General features: G+C 33.0%; 13 protein-coding genes, 2 other RNA genes and 2 pseudogenes. 9 read left to right on the top strand and 8 right to left on the bottom strand.

Translation table 11 applies throughout. The features are described 5' to 3' along the window. Positions 1-14 precede the first annotated feature (14 nt). From J4T77_RS04710 to recA, 3 genes are all read right to left on the bottom strand, one after another. The gene (locus J4T77_RS04710) at positions 15-785 is read right to left on the bottom strand and encodes a CDP-alcohol phosphatidyltransferase family protein (protein ID WP_010963007.1); all 771 of its coding nucleotides are present in this window, start codon (positions 783-785) and stop codon (positions 15-17) included. Beyond that, positions 782-1,474 carry a phosphatidylserine decarboxylase gene (locus J4T77_RS04715; protein ID WP_007548750.1) on the bottom strand — a complete coding sequence of 231 codons (693 nt, stop codon included), beginning with the start codon at positions 1,472-1,474 and terminating at the stop codon, positions 782-784. The genes J4T77_RS04710 and J4T77_RS04715 overlap by 4 nt, the downstream gene beginning before the upstream one ends. 187 nt (positions 1,475-1,661) lie before the next feature. Further along, complete coding sequence (recA, locus tag J4T77_RS04720) at positions 1,662-2,729, bottom strand: recombinase RecA (protein WP_010963008.1); 1,068 nt, start codon at positions 2,727-2,729, stop codon at positions 1,662-1,664. Between the two features lie 624 nt (positions 2,730-3,353). Between recA and J4T77_RS04725 the strand changes: the two genes are divergently transcribed. Then, positions 3,354-4,316, top strand: coding sequence for a J domain-containing protein (locus J4T77_RS04725; RefSeq protein ID WP_010963009.1), 963 nt, complete (start codon positions 3,354-3,356; stop codon positions 4,314-4,316). On the opposite strand, the gene J4T77_RS04730 is transcribed toward J4T77_RS04725, so the two are convergent. Both J4T77_RS04730 and J4T77_RS04735 read right to left on the bottom strand, forming a co-directional pair. Continuing rightward, positions 4,284-5,573 (bottom strand): bifunctional folylpolyglutamate synthase/dihydrofolate synthase, encoded by a 1,290-nt coding sequence (locus J4T77_RS04730; RefSeq protein ID WP_022626401.1) that lies wholly within the window; start codon positions 5,571-5,573, stop codon positions 4,284-4,286. The genes J4T77_RS04725 and J4T77_RS04730 overlap by 33 nt on opposite strands. After that, the gene (locus tag J4T77_RS04735; protein ID WP_010963011.1) at positions 5,570-6,160 is read right to left on the bottom strand and encodes an MlaC/ttg2D family ABC transporter substrate-binding protein; all 591 of its coding nucleotides are present in this window, start codon (positions 6,158-6,160) and stop codon (positions 5,570-5,572) included. Before J4T77_RS04735 ends, J4T77_RS04730 begins: the two co-directional genes overlap by 4 nt. A 116-nt stretch (positions 6,161-6,276) precedes the next feature. Here J4T77_RS04735 and ssrS point away from each other — a divergent pair. The 3 genes from ssrS to J4T77_RS04750 all read left to right on the top strand — a co-directional run bounded on the left by ssrS (position 6,277) and on the right by J4T77_RS04750 (position 7,677). Further along, positions 6,277-6,437, top strand: a non-coding RNA gene (ssrS, locus tag J4T77_RS04740) — 6S RNA. Positions 6,438-6,456: 19 nt separating this feature from the next. After that, positions 6,457-6,918, top strand: coding sequence for a type II toxin-antitoxin system RatA family toxin (locus J4T77_RS04745; RefSeq protein ID WP_190321432.1), 462 nt, complete (start codon positions 6,457-6,459; stop codon positions 6,916-6,918). Between the two features lie 54 nt (positions 6,919-6,972). Then, complete coding sequence (locus tag J4T77_RS04750; RefSeq protein ID WP_233640989.1) at positions 6,973-7,677, top strand: DsbA family protein; 705 nt, start codon at positions 6,973-6,975, stop codon at positions 7,675-7,677. A gap of 29 nt (positions 7,678-7,706) precedes the next feature. On the opposite strand, the gene J4T77_RS04755 is transcribed toward J4T77_RS04750, so the two are convergent. Beyond that, positions 7,707-7,985: a DUF2671 domain-containing protein gene (locus J4T77_RS04755; protein ID WP_006279425.1), complete on the bottom strand. Its 279-nt coding sequence runs from the start codon at positions 7,983-7,985 to the stop codon at positions 7,707-7,709. Positions 7,986-8,234: 249 nt separating this feature from the next. Between J4T77_RS04755 and J4T77_RS04760 the strand changes: the two are divergent. After that, positions 8,235-8,884, top strand: a pseudogene (locus J4T77_RS04760) (O-methyltransferase). A 1-nt stretch (position 8,885) separates the two neighbouring features. Here J4T77_RS04760 and J4T77_RS04765 read toward each other — a convergent pair. After that, positions 8,886-9,539: a glutathione S-transferase family protein gene (locus J4T77_RS04765; RefSeq protein WP_010081992.1), complete on the bottom strand. Its 654-nt coding sequence runs from the start codon at positions 9,537-9,539 to the stop codon at positions 8,886-8,888. A 107-nt stretch (positions 9,540-9,646) separates the two neighbouring features. After that, positions 9,647-9,763, bottom strand: a pseudogene (locus J4T77_RS07415) (WPE palindromic element domain-containing protein); the annotation flags it as partial. 232 nt (positions 9,764-9,995) lie between these two features. Here J4T77_RS07415 and ffs point away from each other — a divergent pair. The 4 genes from ffs (at position 9,996) to J4T77_RS04790 (ending at position 13,351) form a co-directional block, all read left to right on the top strand. Continuing rightward, positions 9,996-10,095: signal recognition particle sRNA small type (ffs, locus tag J4T77_RS04775), an RNA gene on the top strand. 15 nt (positions 10,096-10,110) lie between these two features. Then, on the top strand, positions 10,111-11,712 hold the full coding sequence (gene dnaX, locus J4T77_RS04780) for a DNA polymerase III subunit gamma/tau (RefSeq protein ID WP_010963016.1): 1,602 nt from the start codon (positions 10,111-10,113) through the stop codon (positions 11,710-11,712). A 3-nt stretch (positions 11,713-11,715) separates the two neighbouring features. Further along, positions 11,716-12,048, top strand: coding sequence for a YbaB/EbfC family nucleoid-associated protein (locus J4T77_RS04785; protein ID WP_010963017.1), 333 nt, complete (start codon positions 11,716-11,718; stop codon positions 12,046-12,048). A 589-nt stretch (positions 12,049-12,637) separates the two neighbouring features. After that, the gene (locus tag J4T77_RS04790) at positions 12,638-13,351 is read left to right on the top strand and encodes an acyloxyacyl hydrolase (protein WP_233640990.1); all 714 of its coding nucleotides are present in this window, start codon (positions 12,638-12,640) and stop codon (positions 13,349-13,351) included. Positions 13,352-13,384 lie beyond the last annotated feature (33 nt).

Genomic DNA, 13,384 nt, shown 5'->3' on the forward strand with positions numbered 1-13,384 from the left:
CTATTTTTTGTTAGCTAACGAGTTTTATATGTAAAATATATGTAAAACCCGATGCTTATTGGAATAGTAAGTGTATACACTATACCTAAAATTGGTAGAGTCATCCAGGGCTTACTGATGAAAAATACAATAAGTACTCCAAAAAATGACACAAATATATAGGATAGGCTTTTGGGAATATAAATATATTTTGCAGAGAAAGTTGGAATGTGACTTATCGAAAAAAATGAAATGGCCAGAAAGTAACAAGCTACGTTTCTTGTGTTAAAAAATCGCTCTATGAGAAGTAAGTATTCACTCTCATGAGATTGAAAGGTAATAATTATTGGTAACAAAGAAAGTAAAGCACACACTGGAGCTGGAACACCAGAAAAGAAAAATTTTTCCCAGTATGGTTGTTCTGAGTGTAGCGAAACATTAAATCTTGCAAGTCTTATTGATATGCAGATTACGTATATCATTACTAAAATCCAACCTATGACTTTGATTTCGTTTAGCTTCCAAAAATACAAAAGAAATGCAGGCGCTGCACCAAAATTTAGAAAATCTGCAAAAGAATCAAGCTGGGCTCCAAAATCGCTAGTTGATTTTAGAATTCTAGCTATTCTGCCATCCATTCCATCTATTATTGCTGCAATGATGATAAAAATTACTGAGAATTCCCATTGTTCATTAAATGTAAATTTAAGTGAAGTGAGACCAGAACATAAACCCAATAAAGTTATAAAGTTTGGGAATAATTTAGTAATAGGTAAGAATCTACTGTTACTTCCCTCGTTATTCATATAACGTCAAAAGTAAGCTTCTCTTGAACGTTTTCCTTATTTAAGTTTGCTATAATTGTTTCACCACCAATAACAGTTTGCCCTTCTGAAACTCTGACTTCTGTATCAGCAGGAACATAGATATTCACTCTACTGCCAAACCTTATAATTCCAAACCTTTCACCTGCTTTTACGTTCTGGGATATTCCTAAATTACAAACGATACGACGTGCAATTAATCCAGCTATTTGCTCCACAATAATTTCTTTCCCCTTTTCGTATTCAATTACAATAACCTGCTTTTCATTTTCATTACTAGACCTATTGCTCATTGCGGATACAAACTTGCCTTTTTTATAACTCATTTCCTTTATCGTACCAGATATTGGTATACGGTTCACATGGACGTTCAAAACACTTAAAAATATGCTAACAAGCGTAAACTTCTTCTCCTCTCCGTTTTCTGCTGATAAAGGATAATTAACTTCTTCAATTTTTGAAATCACACCATCAGCAGGACTTAATATAAGATTCTTATTGTTTGGCACAGCTCTTGCTGGATCACGAAAGAAATAAGTACACAATAATGTCGGAAACAAGCACGTAACGCCAAACCCCCAAGATATAGAGAATGCTATACACGTTACTATAAAGGAAACTACTATAAATGAATAACCTTCCCTGTTTATATTAGGTAAACCAAAACACATAATCTTATTAACAATAACCTATTGTTAACAATTTATCATTTATAATTTCTCATGAAAAGCTTTTTTTAACTGCTTCAGCAAAGTCTTTTTGATACAAGGTAACATTACAGATTGTTATATTAGCACATAGAATTACCGTCATACTGTAACAACCCGTCCAACACAAAATCTAATGCCTAAGTTTAGATCAGAAAACTGATTCTTCTAAAAGTTGCTCACTATCCTCGTCTATTATGATAGAATTATCATGATTTCTGAGTAAATCTCTGATTTTCGTTTCTATTTCATTTGCGACTTCTTTGTTTGTTTTTAGGTAAGTTTTTACATTCTCTCTTCCTTGCCCAAGACGTGTGTTGTTATATGAATAGTAAGCGCCTGCTTTTTCAAGCACACCAAGCTTTGCTCCCATATCTATTATTTCTCCGAGTTTTGATATACCTTCATTGTACATTATATCAAATTTCGCTTCTCTAAATGGAGGAGCAACTTTATTTTTTACAACTTTAACTCTTGTTTCATTACCTGTAATATTTTCTTTGTCTTTTATTACACCAACTTTTCTTATATCAAGCCTTACAGAAGTATAGAATTTTAATGCATTTCCACCCGTGGTAGTTTCAGGATTTCCATACACTACTCCTATTTTCATACGAATTTGATTAATAAATATCAATATACAGTTCGCTTTTGAAACGGCAGAGGTTAGTTTCCGTAGCCCATGACTTAGAAGCCTTGCTTGCAGCCCCATATGTTGATCACCCATATCACCTTCAATTTCAGCTCTTGGAGTTAATGCTGCGACAGAGTCAATAACTATCACATCAACCGCACCAGAACACACTAAATACTCAACAATATGCAACGCCTGCTCTCCAGTGTCTGGTTGTGAAATCACTAAATCATCAGTGCTTACCCCAAGTTTACGAGCATATAAGACATCCAATGCATGTTCTGCATCGATAAATGCGCATGATCCTCCTTTTTTTTGTGCTTCAGCAATCACGTGCAAGGCAAGAGTGGTTTTACCAGAACTCTCGGGGCCAAATATTTCAATTATACGCCCTTTTGGCAGACCTCCAACACCTAGAGCCGAATCAAGCGCAATTGATCCTGTGGATATTGTGTCTATTTTTTCTACAGGGTTTTGCTTCAACTTCATTATTGCACCTTTACCGAATGCTTTTTCAATCTGGCTTATTGCGTTATCTAGCGCTTTTTGTTTATCACTATTTCTTTCTTCTGGGTTACTTGCCATAGATCATTTATTAATTTATATAATTCTCTATGATAATCAAACGCGAATAACCTGCCAAGGTTTTTCTAGTATTTATGTATTATTTCAATGAAAAATATTAACGTTTTCATAAAGCAGATATTTGTTTGCCTTCGTTAGTAACACACTATACTTTAGTGTACGAACGTTGCAATTTGCAGCATAGCAGGTGATGTCATCCAAGTAGCCAACACTGAAATGACTAAATTCGAAATGGCTACATGAATTTATTGTAAATTACTACCGTATAAGGTGCGATGCAACAAAGCCATTCCAGTGTCAGCTACTTGAATGACACCTCTTAGATGGGTCAGCTACTCAGATCTGCCATGAAAACTGCAACCCTAAATGTTGGAGCACTGTCGTACACTAAGCGCTGTAATGACAATTTTAGTCGCTTCATACACTTATCATGCTAGTCATAACAGAAATAATTTTTACCAAAGATATTTATGAAATAATTGACATAGTTTGGAAATATGTATATTATAGAACATTAATAGTTAGTTAATTTGTAGGTGTAATGTAGCTAGAAATGTTTTGAATGAAAATGAGTACCACGCTTTAAAGCAGTTGTTTTTAACATTTAATATTCAAAAGGAGGATGTGGTAAATTCTGACATTAAGAATATTAAGAAAAAGCTTAGTCAACAATACCGTAAATTATCGTTAAAATATCACTCAGATAAAAACCCAAACAATAAAGAAGCGGAGGAGAAATTTAAGGTTATTGCATTAAATAAGCCATTTTTTGAAGAATTTATAATAGAGCCATTGGAGAAAGGTCTCAATAAAAGAAATAATTTAATAAAAGAATTACGCGGTAAGTTGTGGAGTCGCAGTTATGAAGAATTGCAAAAATACTTAGATGATAAGTGCAGAAATAAACTCTATAATAAGCAGCAGTCAATTAACAATAATGTAACTGCTTATGTAAAATATTCTTCTTATTCAAATCTCTTAGGAGTTCTTTTAGTATCCTTCACATCAATTGCATTTTTAATAATTAATGGTATTTCTTCTAATGTACCAATAGCAGTAGATTTTCTTGCTCCCTTGTTAGCAGGATCTATTTTAAATCTAGCTGTTAAGAGCATTTATACTAGAAATGGGAAAGAGTTTAATCATCAGACTAATATTTTATTATTGTTTAACTTTGACCAAGAATGCGAAAATTTTTCAAAGAGTGATAGGACTAAATTAAAGTGGCTAAAAAATTCAGTTATTTTGAGCAACACAATCTGTACATCTTTAATGTTTTTCGGTATGGGATTAGATTTAGTTGCCAACGGCTTTGGTATAACTAACTCTATGATGTTATCCGGCTTATTACTTTCATTACCATTCACGCTTTTAATTGTTACTTCACCTATTTTAAATGCTGCAAGTAATTATATTCTCAAAAAGACAGCTATAAATTCAATTGAGGAGCAATTTAAAGGTGATGATCAGTTTATAGAAGTCGATAACGAAAAGCCAAGCAGTACTATGAGCAATCAAAGTTATTTCCCCATCGATCAGTTAATATCATCAAAGTTAGCTATTCTCCATAGCGAAGTCTCTAGCTAGGAACAATGAGCCACAGATTAGTATGGTTTTGACGTTTTGGGTAGAGGCTTTTAATATGTGATTTGATATTGCATCGCCAATTGATTCACATTCAACTGCTTTTATTCCTATGTTATTGGCTTTTTCCCTAATCAAATTTGTATTTGTTGCTTTAGGTTCAGACTTAACACAAACCGCACATAGTAGCTTGATATATGGCTTTAAGTGCTCTAAGAACTCTTCCACATTTCTGTTACTAGTAACACCAAAAACCATATAAATACCTTCAGCAAAATTATCTTTTACCCACTGAGATAGTACTCTAGCACCATCATTATTGTGTGCACCATCTAAAAATAATTGCCAATCTTTCGGTAGTAGGAAAATTAAATTACCTTCTTTTATAGACTCTAGCCGTGCAGGCCAATAAGTGCACTGTAAACCTGAAGTGATATCCTCTTCTCCAATATCAAATTCATACTTTCCACTTAAAATACTACATGCTGCAATAGCATTGCCTGCATTAATCACCTGATGATCACCCTTTAAAGATGGCAAAGGAAATTCTATTGATTGAATAGCTGATTGAAAAACCATTTTGTTGTTCTTTTTTTTGCAATTCCATTCAAGACCTCCTCTATACAAGGGAGATTTCTTATTTATTGCGTGGTGTTCTAGCGTGTTCACTATAGATTTTTCTTGCGGTGCTATTACGCAAGGAACATTAGGTTTCATTATTCCAGCCTTTTCACCTGCTATAATTTCTACAGTAGGGCCAAGATATTCCGTATGATCAAGTGCAATGGAAGTAATTATTGTTAAAATCGGATTATCTATAACATTTGTTGCATCAAGCCTTCCACCCATACCCACTTCAACTAAAGTTATATCGGCTTTATGACGAGAAAAAGCTAAAAAAGCTGCAATAGTTGCAGCTTCAAACAGAGTGATAGGTTGTTCTGCAATTACTGCACGACATTCTTCTAATAAGCTATATAATTCATTATCGTCGATATAGCTGCCGGCTATCACTATCCTCTCATTAAAACTCACTAAATGTGGAGAAGTGTATGCGTGTACCTTATACCCTGCTGCTTGCATTATATATCTTATAAATGCTAGTGTTGAGCCTTTCCCATTAGTTCCAGCTATATGAATTACGGGAGGCACTTTTTTCTCGGGGTTATCTAGTTTGCTAAGAAAGCCTTTTATGCGATCAAGAGAAAAATCATTCGGCCTGCTACCAAGTGGCTTAGGCCAATGAGGCATATATATCATGGATTGTTATTGCATTTTAATTCAGCTATAACGCTTGCTATGCCATGCGTGTCGATTTTTTCACTAAATTGATAACGTTGATTAATAGCAATACTTATTCCACTCATTACAACATCACTTATCAAGAAAGAACTGTTATTTTTAGTAACTTTAAAATCAATATTTGTAAATTCTTCATCACCGTAAGAAAATCTTGTACCAATTAAGCAAGTTTCATCGTCAACTGCTTTTGTACTCATTATGATCATTTCACTATCATGCATGTATTTATATAAAATTTTAACGCACAAACGCGTAAGATACACTTCATACTCTCTTAAAAAATCTTCTTTTTCTTTTTGTTTAACTAAAGCCCAATGTTTTCCTATGACGAATTGCGATATTCCTTTGAGGTTAACATTGTTTTGAATGACCTCCTGAAGCTTTTTTTGCACACATTCCCGGTTTTTTTTATTCTCCTTTGTAGATATACCATCCACTTGTTGCTTCATAGTATGCACAAAAATTTTGTGATCTGTACAATTAGTGTAAGCACTTGAAGAAATTACAATAAAAACAATGATAGTTAAAACTTTAGTAATGTTCATAAGATATATTTATTAGCTATGATACTTAGAATGCAAAGTTTAATAAAGATTAAATAATAATCGCTAGCTTTAATATATCTATAGACACACCTTGTATAAATCATCTACAATTAATTAAGGGTCTGTTCTATGCGTTATGAGTTAAGTTAAATTTCCCGAGAGATAATTTCTAGTCGAGGGAATTGCCTCTATTAATTTCGTTGAAATTGATACGTGATGCCCACCTTAACTTTAGTCTCAGGAATCTACTAAGGCTGACGGTAGATACGGATCCTATTTTGATTGGTTTAACATTTATGCTTCATCAATACAAAGAACAGGGTGTTTTCCTATGTTTGCCTAATGAAGTATTCCAAATTGTAATTGATGTTGAAAGGTATCCTGATTTTGTTCCTTGGTGCAAAGCCGTTTATATAAAAGAAAAAATTAACAACCAAATGGTTGTGGATCTCCTCGCAGCTTTTCATGGAATTAAAGGTAGATATACATCAGAAGTTACTTCTCTTTCTCCAAGTGGAACAAATGAAGGTTGGATAAAAGCTGTATCATCAAATGGAATATTTAAACATCTATACAATGAATGGCAATTCATTCCCATAGATGAAAATAAAACTATGGTAAAGTTTTATATAGAGTTTAAGTTTAAGTCCAACTCATTTTCCACTTTATTAAACTCAGTATATAAGTATACACAAAGTAAAATAATTGCTGCATTTAAAGATAGGGCTGAAAGCCTTGCTAAACAAAAGTTATTTTGACATTATTAATATAAATGTATAATTTTTTTTAGTAAGTTAAGTGTTTATATTGTAATGATTTTTAGACTATTGTTTTTATTAATTTTCATAAGTGTTAATTCTTATGCAGTTGTTAAGCAAGATTTATCCGATAACCAATACATTCAAAAAAAACCCAATGAAATAACATCAAATGAGCTATTATCGCTATTACCTAATGATAAATTATTAGGAGATCCAAAAGCACCAATTCTAATGATAGAATATGCTTCATTAACTTGTTATCACTGCTCTCTTTTTCATAGGAATGTTTTTCCTAAAATTAAAGAGAAATATATAGACACAGGTAAGATGTTATATATATTTCGTCATTTTCCTTTGGATTACAGAGGGCTAAAGGCTGCAATGCTAAGTCATTGCTACGAAAAACAAGAAGACTACTTTAATTTTAACAAAGCTGTTTTTAACTCAATAGATTCGTGGAATTACTACAATTTAAGTGATTTGACTTTACTACAAAGAATTGCTGCACTAAGCAACTTAAAGCAAGATGCATTTAACCAATGCATTAATGATAAGAAAATAATGGATAAAATCGTAAATGATAAATCACTGGCAATTAATAAACTTGATATCACAGCCACTCCAATATTTTTCATCAAGCTTAACGATGATAAATCATATATAGAGCATAATAAAGTTAAACATGGAGGGTATAAAGAGCTGAAATATTTCACTAATGTGATAGATGAATTATATGGAAAAGCTATAGTGAAGTAATATCACTGTAGCTTACCATATAAAAGACTCTATGCTGAGTCATTGTTTTTCACTACTGTTTGTTGTTTTTTACGCTCAAACTCTCTTTTTTTACTGTGCCAAGTGTAGTAATACATAGCGATTTTATTCTCTATTAATACTATTGTCCCATCATAAAACTGAACCATATCCATAACTTTTCTCTGAGCTTCATCAAAACGTTCTTTATACTTTTCACGATAAGCTGGATTATGTAGTAACATAACCCCTTCATTCTTGTTAGATTTTTTGTTTAACGTTTCAACTTCACCAGCAATAGTATAAGACATATAACCCCCTCTAATTGATTATAAAAATTATATTTTAAAAAGAGAAATGCGCATAAACAATCCCTTTAATTCTAGCATAATAATCGACTGTTTATTATACTAGTTAACTATAGTACGATATATAATAATTTTGTCACTTAAAATTTTATACTATGAAATAATAACTTAAAATAAATGTTTTTATTATTTTAAACTATATTATTATATTTATAAATTGTGTATGAATTAAGTCTCCCTAATTTATAATATATGCGTAATAATTTTAGTATAAAATTGTCATACATAAGAAATCTATTTGCAAAAGAATATAAAAAAAAATAGAAGAATATTGTATTCTTGAAAAAAAGCAACATATTCAAATTGGCCCTGAAGAAGGAAAGCTATTAAGTTTATTTATAAAAATCCAAAAAATCAAAAGTATTGTTGAGATTGGCACGTTATACGGTTACTCGTCGATTTGCATGGCAAAAGCTCTACTAAAAGACGGTCATATATATACAATAGAAAATAATCCTCAACACTCAAGAATAGCAAAAAAAAATTTTAGTGCTTTTAATCTAAGTGATAAAATTACTCTAATAGAAGGCGATGCACTGGAAAAAATTAATGAATTATCAGCAAAAGCACCATTTGACATGATATTTATTGATGCTGACAAAAGTAGTTATCCTAAGTATTTAGATTGGGCAGAGTCATACATTAAACAAGATGGGCTAATCGTTGCAGATAACACTCTACTGTTTAACACAGTATTTTTAGAATCGCCTCCAAAAGAAGTATCAGAAAAATCATGGCATGCCATGAGGGAGTTTAATAATAGATTATCAGATGAAAAAAAATATTTCTCTATATTGATTCCAACTGATGAAGGAATGACTGTAGCTTTAAAGCTAACATAAGTTAAAAATCAAGGTCAGCATAATGTTTAGGAGGGATTAAACCAGAAATCCTCTCTAATAATATCTCACGAAAACAAGGCTTTGATTTAACAATGGAGTACCATTCTTTTAAAATTTTACTTTTTTCCCATGGAAAACTACTTACATAATCCATTACGGAAATATGCGATGCTAAAGTAATATCAGCTAAAGTGAACTTATCAGTTGCAAGCCAAACGTTCTTGTTAATTAAGTGTTCGGTGTATTCCATATGGCAAGGCAGGTTATGCTGAGCTGCATGAAGAAATCTAGAGTCAGGGCTGCGGTTAGTAATTACTTTTTCATTCATAATATACTTAGTAACTTCATTGTAAAATTTGTTATCGAACCAATTGATTAGAGCGCGTATTTTAGACTTAATAATAGTGGATGAACCAAGTAATTTGACGTCGCTATTGTAAGTCTCTTCTATATATTCACAAATGGCATTACTATCCGCTATTACAAAGTTATTATCTATTAACACTGGTACTTGCCCGGTTGGATTGATCTCCATAAATTCATTCCGCTTTTCCCACGGATTTTCATACACTAGATCACAGCCTAATTTTTTTTCTTTTAGAAAAGCTCTAACTTTTCGTGAAAATGGACAAAGAGGAAAATGATATAAAATTATAATGTTCCTCTTTTGTTATACCAATATCCTTTTTTTGTTACTCTATGGCTTGACCTACAACTGTACGAACTTTCTTTGTAGTCCACAGAAGTTTGCGTAGCAGGTAGTGTCATGCAAGTAGCTGACACTGGAATCCAGTTCTTGTTATACAATTGCCTAGTGCGCTCATTTACAGTTAAGTTTTCTGGATCCAAGTAGTCAAGCACTGGGATGACATCCTTTTCGGTAAAAATTGCTCTTATATCACAACATTCATACAGCTGTATGCCTAGGCACTGGGATGACATAAATAAGCGCTGAAATGACATAAATAAACATTGGAGTGACAATCTTGTAGTGACTTGCATGACAACTAACTTTTTGTTTACTTCAAAATAGCACTGTAAAAAATTTAACATATCAAATTATAGAGCTAATATAGGATATACCTTGCTAAATAAAAAAAAAAGTATAATATTTTATAAGGTATGCAGGCAAAAACTCTGTAATTTGGTCAGATCAGAAATGAAGCAGCCATATCAGAACCTTTTTGGGTTGCATACCTATTTCATTATTTGTTTTATCCGAGGCTATGAATATAGCATTAAAACATCGTCCTAGTAGCTTCAAAGATCTAGTAGGTCAAGATATATTAGTGCGTGTATTAGAAAATGCTTTTATTTTAAACAAAATCCCACAATCTATACTGCTCTCTGGTAGTAGTGGAGTTGGTAAAACCACCACTGCAAGGATAATAGCTTTATGTTTGAATTGTTCCCTGGGGCCAATTTTTGAACCTTGCGGATCATGTGAAAATTGTCTAGCAATAAAAAATTCAAGCCATCCAGATGTAATTGAAATCGATGCAGCAAGTCACACTAGCATTGACGATATTAAAGTAATCCTGGGAGATATTTGCTATTCACCTATAAGCTCTAAATTCAAAGTCTACATTATAGATGAAGTACACATGCTATCTAGCAGTGCATTTAACGCATTACTTAAAACCCTAGAAGAGCCACCATCTAGTGTAAAGTTCATTTTAGCAACTACGGAAATAAAAAAGATACCAATAACTATTATTGCACGTTGTCAAAGATTTGATTTACACAACATTCCTGTAGCTAAAATAGTGGAACGTTTAAATGATGTTGCACAAAAAGAGAGTTATTCCATTGAAAAGGGAGCATTAGAATTAATTGCACGACACTCTGGAAATTCAATGCGTAACGCCTTGTTTTTGATGAATCAAGCAGTGCTATATAGCAAAGATGGTGCAATATCCACTAAAAATGTGACAGACATACTTGGCCTAGTGGATAAAGATATTATATTCGATCTATTAGGGGCAATATTAGAAGGTGATTTACAGAAAGCTCTATCAGTGTTTGACAAGGCGGTAAAAACAGCAAACCCACTTAGTATTTTTGAAGGTCTATTGCAAACAATTCAGTTAGTATGCCGTTTTTTGATTACAAAAGAGATTGATAATGCAGTTACAGAGCATGAAAAGAATAGGATAAAAGATTTAAGTATAAAGAGATCTTTAATATTTTTTTCGAGATTGTGGAAGATGTTGCTTAAAGGTATTCAAGATATAAAAACTTCAACATGCAACGATGTTGCTGCTGAAATGATGTTAATTAGCCTCTGTTATCTTTCTGATCTGCCTTCTCCGGAACAGGTGATCAAAAAAGTTCTTTCGCAGAATGTAGAGCAAGGAAATAGACAGGGCAGACCTGTTGCACCTTCCCCCTCTGTCATCCAAGTAGCTGACTACTCGGATCCAAAAAAATATGTGGAAAGTAAACAACAACCCCACTCTGTCATCCCAGTGCGTGACACTGGGATCCATGTGGAAAATAAACAACAAAATTACGATTTTGATAAGATTTTGCAACTATTAAGGCGAAGTAACCAAATTTATCTTTACAAACAACTGTGTAATAATCTACAATTAATAGATTGTAAACCTGGATATTTAAAATTAAAAGCTGTATCTAAGTTGGATAGTAATTTTTGCAATGATTTAAAAAATTACTTAAACCAGGTGACTCAGCAAGAGTGGGTTGTTGCAGTTGATACAGGTTATATAAACAGGGAAGTGAGTAATTTAAATTATGCACCTGCAGTTAAGGATATCCTTGACACGTTTAAAGGTGCAAAAGTAGTTAATATAGAAAATAAGGAGTAAGTTGTGGATTTTAGTCAAATAATGAAACAAGCGCAAGAGATGCAAAAAAAGCTTGCAGAAGCTCAAGAAAAATATGTTGGAAAAGAGTTTCAAGGTATTTCTGGTGGTGGCAAAGTTTCTGTATTAGTGGAAGTCATAAAAATAGGTAGCTATAAAGCTAAAAAGGTGAACATAGACTTAGAACTTATGAGAAATGAGGAAAAAGATATAGTAGAGGATTTAGTAACAGCAGCGTTTAATGATGCCGTTAAAAAAGCAGAAGAAGATATGGCGAATGCAACTTCTGATCTTGCAGGTATGATGGGTTTACCATCTGGGTTTAAACTTCCTTTTTGAATTTACTACTGAAGTTTCTTTTAGTGTAAGTATTTTTTTTCTAATATTCCCAACGCTAGTACTTCTTCATATAATGTACCTATACTAGCATAGCCCTACGTCATACCGTGATTCATTCCACAACTGTACAAACATTGCAATATGGCACATAGTAAACGATGTCATTCCAGTCTGGAATCCAGCCTTGCCGTAATCTCATCAAGAACATTGTGTTTTAACATAAAACGGCTACTTTTATGCTTACCAACTTAATAAAATTCCTGGATCCCAGACTGGGATGACAAGAAGATGGTACTTGGATAAGAGGCATTGCCCTCCTGGTAGGCCCAAATTGCAATGTTCGTACAGTTGTGGATTTCTCATCCGCTAACAAGCAGCGGAATGACGAGGTCTTTCGATAGTAAATCTTACCTGTGTTAGCTATACCAAAAAATCAAAAGTCGTATTTATTCATTAATAAAATCTTTGTCTTTTCCTAAAAATTAGTTAAAATGTAGAATATTTTGTGTTATTAAGTTAGCACTTGACTTAACTTTAGTTGTTACTTAGACTGCTAAAGTGGAATTTTAATTTTTTTACGAGGACAATTATGCATTATAAAAAGTTTTTTTCAGCAGCCGCTTTAGCAACGTTGCTAAGTTTATCAAATTCTGCTTTTTCAGATCCTGTTGGTCCAATAAGTGATGAAGAAACTAGCTACTACGTTCGTTTGCAATACAACGGTGAATTTTTACCTCTTTTCACAAAAGTTGATGGTATTACCTATAAGAAAGACAAGAGTGATTACAGTCCATTAAAACCATCTTTTATAGCTGGTGGTGGTGCATTTGGTTACAAAATGGACGACATCAGGGTTGATGTTGAAGGAGTTTATTCATACCTAAACAAAAATGATGTTAAAGATGTAACATTTGACCCAGCAAATATTATTGCAGACAGTGTAACAGCAATTTCAGGATTAGTGAACGTGTATTACGATATAGCAATTGAAGATATGCCTATCACTCCATACATTGGTGTTGGTGTTGGTGCAGCGTATATTAGCACTCCTTTGGAACTCGCTGTGAATGATCAAAAAAGTAAATTTGGTTTTGCTGGTCAAGTAAAAGCTGGTGTTAGTTATGATGTAACTCCAGAAGTCAAACTTTATGCTGGAGCTCGTTATTTCGGTTCTTATGGTGCTAATTTTGATGGAAGAAAAACAGATCCTAGAGATGCAACCAAACAGGTTATTGATGCAGGCGCATACAAAGTTCTTTACAGCACTGTTGGTGCAGAAGCTGGAGTAGCGTTTAATTTCTAGTCTATCTCAGTCTTGTTATCCCAGTGAGTTTTT

This window comes from Wolbachia endosymbiont of Drosophila innubila (genome assembly GCF_021378375.1).
Classification (GTDB): Bacteria; Pseudomonadota; Alphaproteobacteria; order Rickettsiales; family Anaplasmataceae; genus Wolbachia; species Wolbachia pipientis.

Coding starts and splice junctions, on each gene's coding strand:
- J4T77_RS04710 (WP_010963007.1), bottom strand. CDS start 785: ATGAATAACGAGGGAAGTAACAGTAGATTCTTACCTATTACTAAATTA.
- J4T77_RS04715 (WP_007548750.1), bottom strand. CDS start 1,474: ATGTGTTTTGGTTTACCTAATATAAACAGGGAAGGTTATTCATTTATA.
- recA (WP_010963008.1), bottom strand. CDS start 2,729: ATGGCAAGTAACCCAGAAGAAAGAAATAGTGATAAACAAAAAGCGCTA.
- J4T77_RS04730 (WP_022626401.1), bottom strand. CDS start 5,573: ATGATATATATGCCTCATTGGCCTAAGCCACTTGGTAGCAGGCCGAAT.
- J4T77_RS04735 (WP_010963011.1), bottom strand. CDS start 6,160: ATGAACATTACTAAAGTTTTAACTATCATTGTTTTTATTGTAATTTCT.
- J4T77_RS04745 (WP_190321432.1), top strand. CDS start 6,457: ATGCTTCATCAATACAAAGAACAGGGTGTTTTCCTATGTTTGCCTAAT.
- J4T77_RS04750 (WP_233640989.1), top strand. CDS start 6,973: ATGATTTTTAGACTATTGTTTTTATTAATTTTCATAAGTGTTAATTCT.
- J4T77_RS04755 (WP_006279425.1), bottom strand. CDS start 7,985: ATGTCTTATACTATTGCTGGTGAAGTTGAAACGTTAAACAAAAAATCT.
- dnaX (WP_010963016.1), top strand. CDS start 10,111: ATGAATATAGCATTAAAACATCGTCCTAGTAGCTTCAAAGATCTAGTA.
- J4T77_RS04790 (WP_233640990.1), top strand. CDS start 12,638: ATGCATTATAAAAAGTTTTTTTCAGCAGCCGCTTTAGCAACGTTGCTA.